Below are 17,550 nucleotides of genomic sequence, written 5' to 3'. Positions count from 1 at the left end.
CCCCGCCTGGTGGGGGGGCGACCTCGGTCGTCCGGAGGATTCCCGGAACCCGGCGCGTCCTCTAAGCTCGCCGGTCTGATGGAACCCGTCGTCGGCCTCGATCACACCACTCCCGAGTCGCACCGACGCGCCCGGGTGCGCGCGGTGCTCGAGCGGCGCAATCTCACGGACAACGTCTCCGCCGAGCAGGCCGCGGCCTCGTGGGAGCAGGAGCGCTTCGTCACCCGGGCCCGCGCCCTCTTCTACGCGCGGCTCATGTTCCTCTCCCTGGGCCTGGCCATCCTCGCGGTGCCCCGCTGGTCCTTCTACTTCGGCCTCTTGGGGCCCCTGTCCTTCGCCGGCTACTTCGCGATGCTGCTCTACAGCGTCGCCAACTTCCTCGTCATCGACCATCCCCGCGCGGGCCGGTGGGTCACCTACGTCACGCTCTGCCTCGACGTGGTCATCATGGTCGTCGTGCTCGCCAAGCCCCAGGTGGGCGGCGGGTTCCAGAGCCCGCTGCTCGCCACCCAGCTGCTCTTCACCACCCTCTTCGCCCTCCTCTTCCCCAAGCCCCTGGCGATCGTCCCCTCCCTGCTCGCGCTGCCCGTCATCCTCCGGTTGGATCTGTTGCTCGACCGCGAGGTGTCCGCCGTCGAGGTGCTCACCCTCTTCTGGTACCTGGGCCTCAACGTCATCATCATCTACGTGCTCTCCTACCTGAATGATCGCGAGACGGCCGCCCACCGCGAGGTGGTGGAGATGCAGTCGGATCTCAAGGAGATGGCGCTCGTCGAGGAGCGCAACCGCCTGGCGCGCGAAATCCACGATGGGCTGGGCGCCTCGCTCTCCTCGATGATCATCCAGACCGAGTACATCCTCGGGCTCGCCCAGGGCGGCCCCCTGCGCGCGGAGATCCAGGAGCTCAAGAGCAACGCCGAGGAGTCCATCGAGGAGCTGCGCCGCAGCCTGCAGATGATGCGCGAGGACTTCGAACTCGCCCAGGGGCTCGAGGAGTACGTGAAGACGTTCCAGTTGCGCACCCAGCTCAACATCCGCTTCGAGCGCACCGGCCTGCCGCGCCAGCTCGCGCCAGACGCCCAGCTCGCCCTCTTCCGCATCCTCCAGGAATGCCTCACCAACGCCGCCAAGCACGCCGACCCCCAGCAGGTCGAGGTGCGCCTGGACTACGATCCCGAGCGCACCCACCTGCTCGTGCGCGATGACGGCAAGGGCTTCTCTCCCCAGCACACCCCCCGTGGACACTACGGCCTGCTCAACATGCACGAGCGGGCCATGAAGCTCGGGGCCACCCTCCTCGTGGACTCGGCGCCCGGCACTGGCACCCGCGTCTCCTTCTCCCTCCCCTCCCGCCCATGACCGAAGCGAGCACCGAGTCCCCCATCCGCGTCCTCGTCGTCGAGGACCAGAAGCTCATCCTCAAGAGCCAGCTCAAGCTGTTCGAGGGCCGCCAGGAACTGGAGATCGTCGGCACCGCGCTCTCGGGCGAGGCCGCGCTCGAGGAGGTGCCCCGCTGCCAGCCCCACGTGCTGCTCTTGGATCTGGGCCTGCCGCGCATGAGTGGCATCGACGTCACGCGCCACGTCAAGGCGAACTGGCCCCAGGTGGAGATCCTCATCTTCACCATCTTCGAGGAGGAGGACAAAGTGCTCGAGGCGGTGAAGGCCGGCGCCTCGGGCTACCTGCTCAAGGGCACGCCCGTCGACAAGATCATCGAGGCCATCAAGGAGGTGCGCGCCGGAGGCTCCGTCATCCAGCCGAGCCTCGCGCGCCGCATGCTGCGCCACTTCCGCGTGAGCCCGGAGCCCGTGGCCCTCGCGAGCCCTCCGGCGGCCCTCGCGCCCACCCCGCCCGCGGCCAGGCCGCTCGACACCTCGGGCGATGGGGGTCCTCCGGTCAAGCCCCTGTCGGATCGGGAGAAGGAGATCCTCCAGCTCATCGCCAAGGGCGTGTCCAACAGCGAGGCGGCCCAGGTGCTCTCCATCTCCAAGGCCACCATCCGCACCCACCTGGAGCACATCTACCGCAAGCTCGAGGTCACCAACCGCACCGAGGCCGTCACCGAGGGCATCCGCAAGGGCATCATCTCGGTGTGACGCCCGGGTGGGCCCGCCCTCGCGCGCGGGCTCACCAGGAGGCGGTGACGCCCGCGAGGACGCTCAGGTACGTCTCCTGGGCCACGCCCCCCTCGGTCCACCCACGCCGCGTCCCCTGCCCCGTGAAGCCGTCCCGGTAGCCCTCCACGTGCCCGCGCACGCTGTAGCCGAAGGGGCCCCACACGTCGCCGGCGACCCCCACCTCGGCCGACCAGCCGAGGCTCGACACCGCCGTGCCGTAGTCACGCACCTCCGAGGGGTACGGGCCGTCGTCCCCGCCACCCGACAGCGAGTGCCCCGGCGACGGCAGGAAGAAGAAGCGGCCCGCGGCCTCCACGCGCACGAGCCTGAGCAGCGGCACCGAGACGTCCACCCCCACCGCCGGCGAGAAGCGGTGCACCAGCGGCAGGGCCACGTTCAACGTCTCGTCCAGGCCGAACTCCCGGCCGAGCACGCCCAGCCGCACGCCGGCGTACCCCCACAGCGGCGCGTCCGAGCCCTCGCGGGCGAAGAAGTAGCGCCAGGCGAGCATGGCGCCATAGGCCGTGTCCGTGGCCGTCACCTCGCGCTGGGGCGTGGAGCCGGTGGGCGTGGTCACCACCACCGTCGTCGGCGCGAAGCTGCGTTGATAGGCCAGGGTGAGCCCCAACCCCCGCAGGAGCGACGTGCGGTGCGTCAGGGGGAACACCTCCGCCTCGGCGGCGACGCCCGCGTAGGGCGCCTGGGCGGAGTAGTCGGCGGTGTCGCCCAGGCGCTGCTCGGGCGGCCGCGCATCGAAGACGGCACAGGACTCGACGCCCGGCCGCGCGCAGTACGAGCGCCACGTCACCGCCGCGCCCACCTGCACCCGCACCCGGGGGGGATGCGCGCCCGGACGCGCGGGGACGTCCTTCACCTGCTCCTCGTCGGCGACACCGCCCCCGCTGCCCGCCACGAAGGTGTGGGACTCGTCGTCCAGCTCCACCCACGCGAGCGCGGCGGAACGCCCGGCCTTGCCCGGAGCGGGGGCCCTGGGCGCCGCGGGCGCTCGCACGGGCGCGTCCTTCTTCACCACCGGAGCCGGGGCCGTCGCCTTCGCGGGCGGCTCGGGCGGCACCTCCCGGGGCGCCTCGCTCGGCTCGGCGCGGGCCTGGGGCTCGGCGCGGGACGGCGGCGGAGGAAGGGGCGGGAGCGGCGGCGGAGACGCCTGGGCTGGCGCCGGGGACTCGGGCGCGGTGGTGCGGGCCGTGGCCACCGCCTGGGCGAGCCGGGCCGCGTCCTTCGGCGCGAGCAACCCGCGCTTGAGCGGATAGCTCTCGGACCACACCACCTGGCCGTCCTGGTTCATCAAGCGGACATCGAAGTCACGCCCCGCCGAGCCCGTGAGGACGGCGTCCACCCGGAGCTTGGGTGCCAGGCGCTTGACGGCCGCGGGAGTCACGGCCGCGGGGCCCTTCAACCCCTGCTTGCCCGCCGCCTGCGTCCAGGCCGTGGGGGGCGACACCTGCACCTTGCGCGTCTTGCGCAGGGCGGCCGTCACCTGCGCCCGGAGCTTGCCCTTGGGGTCTCCCTCGAGCGAGGAGACCGCCACGCGCGCGGCGAGCGCGACCTGGGAAGTGAGCAGCACGGCGGCCAGGCCCAGCACCGCGCTCCAGCGACACAGCCTGAGTCCTGAAACCTTCATGTGCCCGGCAGCCTCACCCACCGCGCGGGCCCTTGTCCAGGCTCGCGGTGCGTCAGACCTCGACCGCCGCGGGCGTGGGGCCCACGGCGGAGGCCGGAAGAGCGGACGTGGCCGCGGTCGCGACGGGAGCCCCCGCGGGCGGCACCACCGGCGCGCGCAGCCCGAGGAAGTCGCGCCGGTAGATGCGCACCATGGCCATGAAGAGCGAGGCGATGAGCGGCCCCACCAAGAGCCCCATCATCCCGAACACCGCCAGGCCGCCGAAGATGGACAGGAAGACGAGCAGCGGGTGGAGCGCCATGCGCGCGCCGCACAGCTTCGGCCGGATGACGTTGTCGATGCTGCCCACCACGAAGGCGCCCCAGGACAAGAGGAAGATGCCCTCGTTCACCTTGCCCATCATCAGGAGCACCAGCCCGATGGGGCCCCACACGAGCGCCGTGCCCCCCACGGGCACCATGGCCACCACCACCATGGCCGCGCCCCATACCCCCGCGTGCGGCACCTTCACCAGCAACAGCCCCACCACCCCCAGCAGCCCCTGCACCAGCGAGGTGATGGTGTTGCCGTAGATGATGGCGTGCGCCACGTCGGTGAACTCCTTGGCGAACGCCTGGATGTAGCGCTTGTCCATGGGCACCAGCTGCGTGCCATCCGCCCACAGCCGCCGGCCATCCAGGAAGAAGTAGTACATCGCCACGATCATCAGGAAGAGATCGACGATGAGCTCCGTGCCCGCGCCCAGCACGTTGGTGAGCACCGACACCCCGCTGGACATGGCCCCCGTGAGCGCCTCCTCGGTGCGCGTGCCGTGCAGGCCCAGCGCGTAGCGCCGCAACCCGCGCGGCAGCCCCGCCGCCATCCGCTCACGCACGTCCACATGGTCGAACACGTCCTGCGCGTGCTCCATCAGCTCGAGCACCTGGCGCACCACCAGCCAGCCCACCACCACCAGCGGCACCAGGATGAGCAGGAACACGGCCAGGGTGCTCAACCCCGCGCACACCGGGGGCGACAGCTTGAAGCGCATGCGCAGCAGCGCGTCCTGCAGGGGCTGGAAGAGCACCACCAGGAAGCCCCCCAGCAACACCGGCATCAAGAACGGCAGCAGGATGCGCGAGAAGAGGATGATCGCCAGGACGAAGAGTCCGGCGAAGATAAGATTGGAACACCGCTTCGTATCGAACCCCGTCACTACCCCACCCCCACCCACATCGACCCCACCCGCCCAGGACACGACAAAACCTAGGAACCTCGTTTCCTCGCGGGAAGTCCATTCCCCCCCTTCGTGGGAGACAAGTCATGACTACTGGACGGATCCCCTCGCCTGAAATCGCCGCCCTCCTCGTGTCCCTGGCCGTGGCGGGGTGTGGAGGCTCGTCACAAGGCTGCATCCAGTGCTCACCCGTCGACGGGCGCTATGCGCTGGAGTTCGGCACCGGGATGACACCCGGCACGTGCCAGGGGGTGACGGTGACGCTGCCCCAAGGACCCCTGGACCTGACGCGCCAGGGCAGTGAGCTGACCGGCACCCTGGAGGGATTGACACTGCGCGGCACGCTCTACGAGTCCAACGACTTCAACCTGCTGGGCAGCAGCGCGGGGAGCATGGACGGGGGCACGGCGGGCCTCGAGTCGGAGAGCCTCACGGGGCGCTACGTCGCCGGGGTGGGGGACGGAGGCGTGGACCGGCTCATCGGGGACTGGCAGGGCAACTTCGCGAGCACCTCGACGGGGGGCGTCCCCCGGAGATGCTCGGTCACCCGCCCCTTCACGGCGACCCGCCAGTAGACACCGGCGGGCACGACACGCGCGGAGCGGGTCCGAGCCGCGGGACTACTTCTTCGCGGCGGCTTCCTTGGCGGCGGCCGCCTTGCGCTTGAGCTGGCGCTTCCACTTCTGGCGGATGATGTTCTGCACGCGGCGGTGCTTGCTCTTGCTACGGGCCATCTGGGTGACTCCTGGGTGAGGTAGGACGGACGAAAGCCGCCTACGTATCAGAACTCTTCTTGGAAGAGGAGTCCTGGATGTCCTGCCCCGGCTCCACCTCCGGCGCCGGCCGGGTGGGATAGGGAATCCCCTCGGCGCCCCGGAGCTTGGCGTGCTCGGGCTTGTCCCCCTCGGTGGGCTTGCCCTTCCCCCCGGGGGTGCCCGCCTGCTGGGCACGCTTCTTCACCGAGGAGAAGATGGGCTGGCAGGCGCTCACGAACCGGCGCACCTCGTCCAGGGGGAGTGCCGGCACGAAGTTGCCGTTGACCCCCGTCATCGACGTGGCCATGCACATGGCGTTGAGGATGGCCTCCTCGGTGGCCTCCATCACCGCCTCGTAGAGGGGGTCCAAGCGCTGATCCAGGAGGATCTTCAGCTTGTAGACCATCTTCTGGGTGCGCCGGGGGATGACGTTGGCGGTGGAGAAGCCCACCACGATCTCCCCCGAGCCGTGCGCCGCGTAGCTACCCACCCGGCCGATGCCCAGGCCCACGCGCTTGCACAGGCGGTTGAGCTGATTGGTGAGCAGGGGCGCGTCCGTGGCCACCACGGCGATGATGGAGCCGTAGTTCTGCGTGCGCCGGGGCATGTGCTTGAACTTCTCGGCGAGCACCTCGCCCACGGGCAGTCCGCCCACGCGCAGGTTGTGCATCTTGCCGAAGTTGGACATGACGAGCACGCCCAGGGTGTAGCCGCCCAGGGACTCGGGCAGCTTGCGCGAGGAGGTGCCGATGCCGCCCTTGAAGTCGCACGTGAGCATGCCGGTGCCGCCGCCCACGTTGCCCTCGGCCACCGGGCCGTCCGAGGCCGTGCGGATGGCCTCGTAGACGTGCTCGCGCTTGACGTGCCGGCCGGAGATGTCGTTGAGGTAGCTGTCGTCGCACTCGCCGACGATGGGGATGATGACGTCGTGCTCGTCGCCGATGCCCGGGTTCTGCTCCACCATGTGGCGCGTCACCGCGTCGGACACCGCGCCCACGGCCATGGTGTTGGTGAGCAGGATGGGCGTCTCCACCAGCCCCCACTCCATGAGCTGCGTCATGCCGGACACCTCGCCGGCCCCGTTGAGCACGAAGCCCCCGCCCGTCATGCGCTCCATGAAGATGTCGCGCCGGTTGGGCAGGATGGCGGTGACGCCCGTGCGCACCGGCCCATGCCCCGGCCGCAGCGGCCCCTCGCCCTGGATGATGGTGCTGTGCCCGACGAGCACGCCCTCCACGTCGGTGATGGCGTTGTGCCGGCCGGGCTTGAAGCGGCCCAATGGCAGGCCCAGCTCCCGGGCGCGCACGCGCTTCTCGGGGGTCTCTGACTCGGGAAGGTGGCCCATGGGGCGCCAACCTAGCCGAGGCGCCCCTCCGGTCAATTGTCCGGTGCGTGCGGCGCCTGTTTCCGTTCGATCATCTCCCGGATGCGCGCCGCCAGCACGTCCAGCGCGAAGGGCTTGGTGATCATCTCCATGCCGGGGGCGAGGAACCCGCCGCGCACCGACGCCCCCTCCGCGTAGCCGGTAATGAACAGCACCTGGAGCTCCGGCCGGCACTGGCGCGCCACCTCCGCCATCTGGCGCCCGTTCATCCCCCCGGGCAGGCCCACGTCCGTCACCAGCAGATCGATCCGCCCCTTGCCCTCGAGGATCGGCAACGCCGAGCGCGCGTCCTTCGCCTCGAGGGCCGCGTAGCCCAGGTCCTCGAGGATCTCCAGCACCAGCATGCGCACGGCGGGATCATCCTCGACCACGAGGACCGTCTCACCTTCCTGGGCGCGTGGCAGGGGCGTGAGCTCCGGCCTCACCTCCCCCGCCTGGGCGCCCTCGCCGACATGACGCGGCATGTAGAGCTTGATCGTCGTGCCCCGGCCCACCTCGGAGTAGATGCGCACGTGGCCGTCCACCTGCCGGGCGAAGCCGTAGATCATCGACAGGCCGAGCCCCGTGCCCTGGCCGATGGGCTTGGTGGTGAAGAAGGGCTCGAAGGCGCGGGCGATGACCTCCGGGGGCATGCCATGGCCCGTGTCGCTCACGCACATGACCACGAAGTCGCCGGGCTTGAGCCCCTCCACCCCGCGTGCATAGGCCTCGTCCAGCCGCGTGTTGCGCGTCTCCACCGTGAGCTTGCCGCCCTGGGGCATGGCGTCACGGGCGTTGATGGCCAGGTTGAGCAGCGCGTTCTCGAACTGGTTGGCGTCCGTCTTCGCCTGCCACAGGGCCGGATCGAGCATCGTCTTGAGCGAGATGCTCTCGCCCAGGGTGCGGCGCAAGAGCTCCGCCATGGACGTGACGAGCGCGTTGATGTCCGTGGGCTTCACGTCGAGCGACTGGCGGCGGCCGAAGGCGAGCAGGCGCGCGGTGAGCGCGGCGGCCCGGCGCGCCGAGTTCATGGTGGCGTTGATGTACTTGTCCGTCTCCGAGTAGCGGCCCGCCTCGATGCGCCGCCGCAGCATCTCCATGGAGCCGATGATGCCGCCCAACAGGTTGTTGAAGTCGTGCGCGATGCCGCCGGTGAGCTGACCCACCGCCTCCATCTTCTGGGATTGGCGCAGCTTGTCTTCCGTCTCGCGCAGGGTCTGCTCGTGCTGGAGCTGCCGGGTGATGTCCCGCGTCACCATGCCGAGGCCGAGCAGCCGGCCCTCGCCGTCGCGCGTGGCGAACACGTTGTACTCGACCGGGATGTCCACCCCCGTCGTGAGGTGGCGGAAGCGGCAGCGGCCCACCCACTTGCCTTCGCGCAGGGCCGTGGGCAGCACGGTGCCCTCGATGAGCGGCCGATCCCCGGGCGAGAAGAACTCGAGCACGGTGCGCACGCCCACCCCGCCCGGGCCGGAAAGTCCGACCATCCTCCGCCCGGAGGCGTTGACATAGAGGATGCGGCCCTGGGGCTCGGCGATGCCGATGAAGTCGGGAGACTGATCGAGCACGTCGAACAGCCGCTGCTGGAGCGCGGCGGTCTCGCGCTCGGCGGAGACATCCCGGCCGATGGCATAGAAGGTCTTGTCGTCGCCGGGCACCGCGGTCCAGGACAGGAAGCGGTAGGAGCCATCCACCCGTCGCAGGCGGTTCTCCATGCGGTGCACGCGCTCGCCCCGGCTCAGGCTCGCCACGATCTCCCCCACGGCGGCATGGTCGTCCGGGTGGACCAGGTCCAGGAAGTGGCTCATCAGCAGCGTCTGCTCGTCCACCCCCAGCAGGCGGCTCCAGGCGGGATTGATGGACTTGAGGAACCCATCGGTGCCCAGCACCCCCATCAGGTCATCCGAGTGGTTCCAGATGCGATCCCGCTCGCGCGTGCGCTCCTCCACCCGCAGCTCCAGGCGCTTGTTGGCCTCGAGCAGGGCGCGCTCGGCGCGCTTGCGGTCCGTGTTGTCCAGGATGAAGAGGTAGACGCCCTGGACGTTGCCGCGCAGATCCCGCCGGGGAAAGAAGCGCAGCTCCAGCTCGCGCGGGCTGCGCCCCGGAATGAACAACGGCGCCTCGAAGGAGGTGGCCTCTCCCGCGAGCGCGCGCCGGAAGTAGGGCTCGCGCAGCGCGAAGGCCTCCTCCCCCAGCAGCTCGAGCGCGGACTTGCCGATGATGCGATCCAGCGGCCGGGCGAACCACTCCTCGTAGGTGCGGTTGACGAACCGGTAGACGAGGTCGCGATCGACGTAGCCGATCATCTCCGGCGCCTGATCCGTGATCTGCCGCAAGTCCTGCTCGCTCTCGCGCAGCCACTGCTCGGCCTGGGCCCGCTCGATGGCCTCCCACGTGCGCACGGAGACCTCGCGGATGAAGCCCACGTCCGCCTCCTGCCAGGCGCGAGGCAGGGAGCTGTGCGCGTAGACGAAGCCGACGAGCCGGTCGTTGCGCAGGAGCGGCAGGCCGGCGAAGCCGCGCATGTCCAGGGCGCGGTAGTTGGGCAGCTCCGCGAGTGGAATCCACTCCGCCGTCTCGGCATCCGTCTCCACGAGGGACTGGCCGCGCCTCAACAGCTCCAGCGCGGAGCCGAAGACGGCGAAGGGATAGCCGCCCGCGATGCCCGCGACCTGTCCGTTCGACCAGTCCTGCTCGACGGTGAGGGTCTCGGTGTCCACATCGACCAGGGCGAAGCCCACCCGGGACAGGCCCAACGTGCGGCCAATCAACTGTGAGCCCAGGGCGGCGATCTCGCGCGTCCCGCTCAGGTTGCGCAGCCGATCGCTCAGCTCCAGCAACGAGCGCTGGCGCAACTCCGCCCGCTTGCGCTCCGTGAGATCGATGACGATGCCCGGAAACCGCGCGGGCCTGCCCTGCTCGTCCCGGTAGATGCGTCCCCGGACCTGGATCCACCGCACCTCGCCCCCGGGCGTCACCCGGTACTCACTCTCGAACTCGAGCTCCTTGTCGAGGCCGCGCTGGATCTCCCGCCCCACCCGCTCCCGGTCCTCGGGGTGGATGCCGCCGAGGTAGGTCATGAGCGGAGCCCCGGCGGCCGCCACCTCCGGCGCGACGGAGAAGAGCCGGGCGCAGCGGGTATCCTGGTAGAGCTTGTCGGCCAGGATGTCCCAGTCCCAGATGCCCACCGAACCGGAGGCCTTCAGGGCGAGTTGCAGGCGCTCATCGCTCCGGCGCAGCGCGGACTCGGCCTGCTCGAGCGCGGTGATGTCCCGGCTGAGGAGCGCGTAGCCGGTGAGGCGGCCCGCCGCGTCGCGCAGGACGAAGGAGTTGCAGTCCACCCGGACGAGCGCGCGGGTGCCCTGGTGCTGGAGGTGGACCCGGCCCCGCCAGTGCCCCACGGCGCGCTGCGTGGGTAGGATGACGTCCTGGAAGAAGCCGCGCTCCTCGGGCGGGAAGAAGTCCGCCAGGGCCATGGCGCGGATGTCCCCCTCCGGCAGGCCCACCATTCGTCGCCCGGCCTGGTTGATGAACAGCCCCAGGCCCTCCGTGTCGGCGAGGCACACGAAGTCGGTGGATTGCTCGGCCAGGAGGATGAAGCGCTCGCGCTCCTCCTCGAGCCGCTTCTGCGGGGTGCGGTCACGCAGGATCTTCACGAAGCCGATGGGCGTGCCCCGCTCGTCCTTGAGCGGCATCATCTCGCCGCTCGCCCAGAACCGGGAGCCGTCCTCCCGCTGGTGCCAGCGCTCGTCGATGGCGCGGCCTCCCGCCAGCGCCTTGCCCATCTCCAACTCCGGGATGCCCCGCGACCGATCCTCCTCGGTGAAGAACACGGCGGCCGGCTCGCCGCGGATGCGCTCCAGCGGCCACCCGAGGATGCGCCGGGCGCCCTCGTTCCAGTGCGTGACCCGCCCCTCGAGGTCCAGGGCGATCACCGCGAAGTCGATCGCGCTCTCCACGATCCGCCGGTAGCTCGCCTCCTGGGAAGCGTTGGGGTCGATTCCCCCCCGATGCAGCAACCCGCGCAGGCGCTCGACTTCCGCACGCAGGAGCCGCAGCTCATCGGCCTGGGAAGAACTCATCGAAAGCTCGGAGCATGGGGGTGAATCCAAGAGACATGCCCATTTGTCGCCGCGCACGCAATGGAGAAATGGGCGGCGCGGGGCGCCTCACCCGGCCGGGGTGAGCGCCAGACCCCTCATCAACATCCGCGTCTGCTCCCAGGCCAGCGCCTCGACCCCCGTGCTCAACCCCGTGTGCTCCAACTGGCGATCCACCCACAGTGAGGCCAGGCCATGCACCAGGGACCAGCACGTGAGCGCGAGCGCATGGGGCTCGCCCGCGCGCACCTCTCCGGCCCGCTGGGCCTCGAGGATGGCGTCCACCAGCAACTGGAACGAGTTGCCCTCCTCCTGGGACTCGCTCGGCGTCAGGGGCCGGGTGAAGTGGGGGCCGAACATCACCCGGAAGTGCGCGGCGTTCTCCACGGCGAAGAGGACATAGGCCACCCCACAGGCCATCAGGCGCTCCATGGGTGTGGGCTCCCGGGCCATGTCCTGGCGCATGCGCGCCGTCATCGCGCGAAAGCCCTCCTCGGCCACCGCCGCCAGCAGCGCCTCCTTGTCCGCGAAGTGCCGGTAGGGCGCCGCGTGCGTCACCCCGGCCCGCCGGGCCACCTCCCGAAGGGACAGGGCGCCGAAGCCCTCCTTGGAGATGAGCTCCAGGGACGCGTCCAACAGCGCCCGGCGCAGGTCACCATGGTGATAGTGCTCCTTGTCCGCCACCTTCTTCCGAGCACCCCGCACCGCCATGCCTTCTCCTCTCCCCGTGGGCCCACCACGCTCGGGCGGCATGCCGGAGCACGGGGAAGGGGGCCCCGGCACCCTACATGTTGACACCGTCAGCACCAACGGAAGACTCCGCGCGGATGCCCTGGGGCCCGGGGGCACCTGCCTTCCCATCCCCCAGCCATGGGAAGGCCACGATCGCGACGGGGGGAGCGGTTATAAGAAGGGCTTCCCCTCTTGCCCGGAGACCCCATGACGAGCGCCGCCTCCGCCCTCCGTTCCGCCGAGTCCCCCTCCTGGCTCAAGGCCTACCGGGAGCTGTCTCGGACCCATGGCTTCGAGCCGATGCGCGTGGAGGGCCGACTGCCCGAGGAGTTGAATGGGACCCTGGTGCGCGTGGGGCCGGTGGCGTTCGGCGTGGGGGGGCAGCGCTACGGCCATTTGTTCGACGGGGATGGCGGCGTGCTGGCGGTGCGCTTCGCGGGCGGCCAGGCCCAGGGGGCGGCGCGCGCCATCGACACCCCGAGCATCCGCGCCGAGCGCGATGCGGGCCAGGTGCTCTACAGCAACTATGGCACCCGTGCGCCCTCGCTGTGGCGGCGGCTGTTCGGCGGGGTGAAGAACGCGGCCAACACCTCCCCCCTGGTGTGGAACGGACGGCTCTTCGCCCTGGTGGAGTCCACCCTGCCCACGGAGCTGTCCCTGGAGGACCTGAGCACCCTGGGGGAGACGGACCTCGGAGGCGTGGTGGGACCGACCTTCTCCGCCCACCCGCATGCCGTGGTGTCGCGGCGGGCGTCCTACAACTTCGGGCTGCGCTACGGGCGTGTCACCCAGTTGGATCTGTACGAACTGCCCGACGCCGGACGTGTGCGCCGCCTGGGCAGCGTGCCCCTGCCCGGCCCGACCCTGGTCCACGACTTCATCGCCACCGACCACCACCTGGTCTTCTTCGTGTCGCCGGTGCGCCTGAACCTCTTCCGGGTGCTGCTCGGCCAGGGCAGCGTGTCGGACAACCTCGAGTGGCGTCCGAAGCTGGGAACGGAAGTCCTCGTCGTCCCCATCGATGCGCCCGCCCAGGTGGCGCGCTTTCCGGCCGAGCCCTTCCATACGTGGCACTTCGGCAATGCGTTCGAGGATGGCAGACGCCTCCAGGTGGACTACGTGCGCTATCCGGACTTCGGCACCAACCAGTGGCTGGCCGAGCTGCCCCACGGCTGGACCCGCACGGACGCCCAGGGCCGGCTGCACCGGGCGACGTTGGACGTGCAGGCGGGCTGGTTGCTCTCCGAGCAGGTCTCGGACCGGAGCTGCGAGTTTCCCAGTGCCACGCCGCTGCGGGCCGGGGCGCGCCACCGCTACACGTACGCGGCGGCGCACTCGGGCCCCGACACCTGGCGAGGACCCCATGACGTGCTGGTGAAGGTGGACATGGAGACGGGCGCGGAGACGGTGGTGACGCTGGGCGCCGGGCACCATCCCTCCGAGCCCAGCTTCGTCCCGCGGGCCGGGGGCTCGAGCGAGGACGATGGCTGGCTGCTGGTGCAGACCTACGATGCCACGAGCGACCAGACGTACGTGGCGGTGCTGGACGCGAAGGCGCCCGAGGCGGGAGCGGTGGGCCGGGCCTGGTTGGATCACGCCTTCCCCTTCACCTTCCATGGCACCTGGGTGAAGGCGCGCTGAGGCCGGACCCCGTCGCTGGCTCCTTCCGGGCCGCGCCCCGTAGACTCCCGGGATGACGACCGCATCCCCGCCCGCCGTGAAGACCTCCTCCGAGCATCCCCTGCTGGCCGAAGCCCGGCGCCTCGCGCCCGAGCTGTCCGCCCGTTCCGAGGAGATCGAAGCCGCCCGCCGGCTGCCCGCGGCGCTCGCGCGGGAGCTGGCCGATGCCGGGTTCTTCCGCATGGTGCTGCCCGAGGCCTATGGCGGCCTGGAGCTGCACCCCGCGCGGATCATCGAGATCGTGGAGGAGCTGTCCCGGGCGGATGGCTCGGTGGGCTGGAACGTGATGATCGGCGCGTGTACCGCGATGGTCGCCGCCTGGGTGCCCGAGTCCGCGGCGCGCACCATCTTCAGTTCGCCGGACGTCATCATCGGAGGCGTGGCCGCGCCGACGGGACGCGCCGAGCTCGTCGAGGGGGGCTACCGCCTCACGGGCCGCTGGTCCTGGGCGAGCGGGAGCCAGAACTGCCGCTGGCTGACGGGTGGCGCGGTGGTGACGAAGGACGGAGCGCCCCGCATGGTGCGCGAGGGCATGCCCGAGATCCGCACGTTCTGCTTTCCCGCCTCGGACGCGACCCTGCACGACACCTGGAACGCCATGGGCCTGAGCGGCACGGGCAGCGGAGACATCTCGGTCCAGGACATCTTCGTGCCCGCCGAGCGCGCCTTCTCCCTCATCACCGAGCGCCCGCGCCTGGACCGACCCCTCTATGCCTTTCCGGCGCTGGGGCTGTTGGGGGTGGGCCTGCCGGCGGTGGGGCTGGGCATCGCCCGCCGGGCGCTCGACGAGCTGGCGGCGCTGGCGCAGACCAAGAAGCTCATGCCCACGGGGCGCCTGCTGGCCACGCGCGGCGTGGTGCAGCACTCCTTCGCCGAGGCCGAGGCCACGCTGCGCGCCGCGCGGGCCCTGCTGATGGAGACGGTGAACGCCACCTTCGAGGCGGGTGCACGTCGGGAGCTGACGGTGCGCCACCGGGCGGAGCTGCGGCTGTCCTATGCCCATGCCATGCGCAGCGCGGCGCGCGTGGTGGATGCCATGTACGAGGCGGGCGGAGGCGTGTCCGTCCACCACTCCTCCCCGCTGCAGCGCTGCATGCGCGACATCCACGTGGCCACGCAGCACGCCATGGTGAGCTCGGTGGTCCTCGAGTCCATTGGCGGCGTGCTGCTGGGGGTGGATCCGCTCGCGCCCCTGCTGTGAGCCGCGGCCGCTACTGGAGCGCGCCGAGGATGGCGTCGCGCATGGACTTGCGGATGTTCAGCAGGCCCGCGTTGGGAAAGGGCGCGCCGGTGGCGGTGGCGGCCCTGATGACGGGGTAGAAGGGATCGGCCTTCACGCCGGGCAGCTCATACACGTCCAGGTTGGCGGGCATGAGGTAGCGCGGCACCCGGCCCTCTGCGGGCGCGTCCTCGCCGAGGACGATCCACTGGTAGGTGCTCGTGCGGGTCATGTACGCGACGAAGGCCTGGGCGGCCTGCTCGCACGCACCGGTGCAGCGCTCGCCCAGGAAGAACGAGTCGGTGAAGAGCAGGGGTTGATTGCCCAGGCCCAGGGGCGCGGGGGAGATGCGCAGCGCGGCGCGGCTCTCCGCCGAGGGCAGCTTCTTGAGGATGCCGTGCAGCCGCTCGGAGAAGCCCAGGGTGGCGTCGGCGCGGCCCTCGGCGAGGAGCACATCGGGCACGTCGAGGTTCGCCTCGGCGTCGTACGTGCCGTCGATGCAGGGGTTGCCCTCGGCGGTGGCGCAGGCGCTGGCGAGCTTCTTCATGCCGGCGAGCACGTCCGTGTCGTAGTGCTCGGTGGTCACGGCGGACTGCACGTGGTCGGGGCCGTTGGTGTCCGCCCAGGCATCGAGGTAGAGCGAGGGCAGGTTCCAGCTCCCCAGGAGGTTGGCCGAGAGATCCATGGCGGGGGTGTTGAGCGCCGCGAGGGCCTGGACCAGCTCATCCACCGTATGCGCGCGGCTCACGGCCTCGTCGCGGGAGATGATGTAGTGGGAGCATTGCCAGTGCGGCACGCCGTAGAGCTTGCCCTCGAACGTGGAGGCGGACACGCCCGCGGAGTGCCAGCGAGGGCCCTCGGGGAGCGCGGACCAGGGCCGCACGGCGCCGGTGCCCACGAGCTCGCCGAGCAGGGATGTGTCCACCTCGACGACGTCATAGGGGCACTCCCCTTCTCCCCGGAGCGAGCGCGCGAGCTCGGAGGGCTCATAGAGGTCATCCTTGAAGCAGGAGGGATTGACGTCCAGGTCCACCTCCGGGTGCTCGGCCTCGAACTCGGCCTCGATGCGCGCGGACAGGGCCTGGAACTTGTCCCCCGCGGCGTCGGGAATCCACGAGTAGAGCGGGACGCGCAGCACGACCCGCTCCTGCTCCGGCGGAACGGGCGTGGCCGGTGGCTTCCCACCGCAGCCGGGCACGGAACCCGCGACCACGCCCCACAACACCCACCACTGCATGTTCTTCGTGACGTTCATGGAGTCTCTCCGACAGTCGATGCGACGGCCGTCGTTTACAACGAACCCCTGACGCCGTTGCGAGGCGCGCATGCGCATAGCGTATAGGTGAACGATGAACCCGCGGGTCCCCGCGGATGCCCAGCGCGGCGGGTCTGCCGTGCCTTGCCTCCGAGCATGGTCCTCTCCGTGTGCGCGGACGCGGACTTCATCAGTTCGCCGCCCCGTTCACGAGCGGCGCTTGCGAGACCTGCAGGACGCTGTCCGTGAGCTTGCGGTTGAAGATGCTCACGAGGTTGCTTCCCTCCTCTCGAGCGACGACGAGGGAGAGGGCTCCTGATGCCAGATCGACGTCCTTCTCGAGCTTCAACTCACCTGTCGAGACGGTGGAACCGAGAACGAGGCGGGTCTGAGCCAGCACGTGCGGTGCGTTCTTGCCTTCTCGCGAGACCTCGAGCACGTAGGTTCTGGGTGCGGCGAGGTTGGTCACCGCGAGGCCGAGCCGCAGCTTGCCATTCTCGAGGCTGTAGGTGACCTGCTCCGCGATGGAGGGGGCGGGGATTTCGAGCGCGGTGAGCTGCTCATCCTCCATCTTCCCATCGTGCGACCTCCAGCTCTTCATCGCCAGTGGGCGGACCTGGTCCCCGCGGTCCAGCGTGAGGTTGAGCTGGGCCTCACCCGAGGCTCCCGCGGCCGAGCGCCCGCGGGCCACCACCGCGTTCGGGTCATTCCGAGCGAAGATCTGGAGTTCGATCACCTCGAATGGATCGAGTCCCGACGCGTTCAAGGTGGCGGTCAGGCGATTCGAGTCATACGCGTAGCCGGCCTGGAGCCGCGGGTGCTTGCTCTCCTGGGTCATCAGGTTCAAGGCGGGGATGAGCCCCAACACGAGGATCGCTCCCGCGAAGAACAACGTGGCCAGCCAGAGCTGCGAGCCCTGCTTGCCGCGGCGCTCGACGACATGCGCCATGAGGGCCTTGAGGTTGTTCGGATTGATCTTCTTGGCGGTCAGGGTCGAGGCGCTCGCGGCGGCAAGCAGGCACGCGACCATCAAGACGATGGAGATCGTGAGGAGGACCTTGCCCGCGGGGGTGAAGGGGATGACGCTGTTGAAGAGAGCCAGGAGCGTGCTCAGGGTCCCCGCGCCGCCGAAGAGCCAGGACACGTACTTGTCGATCCGTTCTCCGGTCTCCTTGGGGGTCACGTAGGTCCGCAGCTGCGTGTACGTCTGGCTTTCTTCCTCATCCAGGATTCGGCCAAGAACCGTGTCGTTGGCGTCCTTCGCCGCGATCTCGAAGGCGTTGAGCCTGCCGCAGTTGGGCGTGTTGGTACATTTGAAGCTCACGCTCTGGAACTTCGGAGCGGGTGTCGGCTCGCTCGCGCCTGGCGTGAACCCCTCGAAGACCATGATGCCCTCCTCGGTCTGCTTCTCCGTCACGAGATGGGTGAGGTCGGTCCTGCAGCTTCCACAGACGTAGGGCATGGGTCGAGG

Annotated in this window: 13 protein-coding genes; 5 read left to right on the top strand and 8 right to left on the bottom strand. The window is 70.2% G+C overall.

The genetic code is table 11. The annotated features are described in order from the left end of the window. The first annotated feature begins 78 nt into the window (after window positions 1-78). Both D187_RS28885 and D187_RS28880 read left to right on the top strand, forming a co-directional pair. Window positions 79-1,359, top strand: a complete 1,281-nt coding sequence (locus D187_RS28885) for a sensor histidine kinase (protein ID WP_002623720.1) — start codon at window positions 79-81, stop codon at window positions 1,357-1,359. After that, window positions 1,356-2,096 carry a response regulator gene (locus tag D187_RS28880; protein WP_002623718.1) on the top strand — a complete coding sequence of 247 codons (741 nt, stop codon included), beginning with the start codon at window positions 1,356-1,358 and terminating at the stop codon, window positions 2,094-2,096. Before D187_RS28885 ends, D187_RS28880 begins: the two co-directional genes overlap by 4 nt. 31 nt (window positions 2,097-2,127) lie before the next feature. Here D187_RS28880 and D187_RS55555 read toward each other — a convergent pair whose 3' ends face one another. Further along, window positions 2,128-3,759 carry a hypothetical protein gene (locus D187_RS55555; protein ID WP_063725036.1) on the bottom strand — a complete coding sequence of 544 codons (1,632 nt, stop codon included), beginning with the start codon at window positions 3,757-3,759 and terminating at the stop codon, window positions 2,128-2,130. Window positions 3,760-3,811: 52 nt separating this feature from the next. Beyond that, window positions 3,812-4,954 carry an AI-2E family transporter gene (locus tag D187_RS28870; protein ID WP_002623713.1) on the bottom strand — a complete coding sequence of 381 codons (1,143 nt, stop codon included), beginning with the start codon at window positions 4,952-4,954 and terminating at the stop codon, window positions 3,812-3,814. 107 nt (window positions 4,955-5,061) lie between these two features. On the opposite strand from D187_RS28870, the gene D187_RS28865 reads away from it, so the two are divergent. Continuing rightward, the gene (locus D187_RS28865) at window positions 5,062-5,550 is read left to right on the top strand and encodes a hypothetical protein (protein WP_002623712.1); all 489 of its coding nucleotides are present in this window, start codon (window positions 5,062-5,064) and stop codon (window positions 5,548-5,550) included. A 45-nt stretch (window positions 5,551-5,595) separates the two neighbouring features. Here D187_RS28865 and D187_RS28860 read toward each other — a convergent pair whose 3' ends face one another. The 4 genes from D187_RS28860 to D187_RS28845 all read right to left on the bottom strand — a co-directional run bounded on the left by D187_RS28860 (window position 5,596) and on the right by D187_RS28845 (window position 11,904). Beyond that, window positions 5,596-5,709, bottom strand: coding sequence for a hypothetical protein (locus tag D187_RS28860; RefSeq protein ID WP_002623709.1), 114 nt, complete (start codon window positions 5,707-5,709; stop codon window positions 5,596-5,598). Window positions 5,710-5,749: 40 nt separating this feature from the next. Beyond that, window positions 5,750-7,075, bottom strand: a complete 1,326-nt coding sequence (locus D187_RS28855; protein ID WP_002623707.1) for a DmpA family aminopeptidase — start codon at window positions 7,073-7,075, stop codon at window positions 5,750-5,752. Window positions 7,076-7,107: 32 nt separating this feature from the next. Then, window positions 7,108-11,175 (bottom strand): PAS domain-containing protein, encoded by a 4,068-nt coding sequence (locus D187_RS50520; RefSeq protein ID WP_002623705.1) that lies wholly within the window; start codon window positions 11,173-11,175, stop codon window positions 7,108-7,110. Between the two features lie 87 nt (window positions 11,176-11,262). Further along, window positions 11,263-11,904: a TetR/AcrR family transcriptional regulator gene (locus tag D187_RS28845; protein WP_002623703.1), complete on the bottom strand. Its 642-nt coding sequence runs from the start codon at window positions 11,902-11,904 to the stop codon at window positions 11,263-11,265. Between the two features lie 228 nt (window positions 11,905-12,132). Between D187_RS28845 and D187_RS28840 the strand changes: the two genes are divergently transcribed. Both D187_RS28840 and D187_RS28835 read left to right on the top strand, forming a co-directional pair. Further along, the gene (locus D187_RS28840; protein ID WP_002623700.1) at window positions 12,133-13,566 is read left to right on the top strand and encodes a carotenoid oxygenase family protein; all 1,434 of its coding nucleotides are present in this window, start codon (window positions 12,133-12,135) and stop codon (window positions 13,564-13,566) included. A gap of 52 nt (window positions 13,567-13,618) precedes the next feature. Then, the gene (locus D187_RS28835; protein WP_002623699.1) at window positions 13,619-14,806 is read left to right on the top strand and encodes an acyl-CoA dehydrogenase family protein; all 1,188 of its coding nucleotides are present in this window, start codon (window positions 13,619-13,621) and stop codon (window positions 14,804-14,806) included. 10 nt (window positions 14,807-14,816) lie between these two features. On the opposite strand, the gene D187_RS28830 is transcribed toward D187_RS28835, so the two are convergent. Both D187_RS28830 and D187_RS28825 read right to left on the bottom strand, forming a co-directional pair. Beyond that, a complete protein-coding gene (locus tag D187_RS28830; protein ID WP_002623697.1) occupies window positions 14,817-16,079 on the bottom strand; it encodes a type 2 periplasmic-binding domain-containing protein in 1,263 nt (420 codons plus the stop codon). 190 nt (window positions 16,080-16,269) lie between these two features. After that, window positions 16,270-17,541 carry a hypothetical protein gene (locus tag D187_RS28825; protein WP_002623696.1) on the bottom strand — a complete coding sequence of 424 codons (1,272 nt, stop codon included), beginning with the start codon at window positions 17,539-17,541 and terminating at the stop codon, window positions 16,270-16,272. Between the last annotated feature and the right edge of the window lie 9 nt (window positions 17,542-17,550).

The sequence above is a fragment of the Cystobacter fuscus DSM 2262 genome, from assembly GCF_000335475.2.
GTDB lineage: Bacteria > Myxococcota > Myxococcia > Myxococcales > Myxococcaceae > Cystobacter > Cystobacter fuscus.
This window is presented reverse-complemented; position numbering and strand designations above follow the sequence as displayed.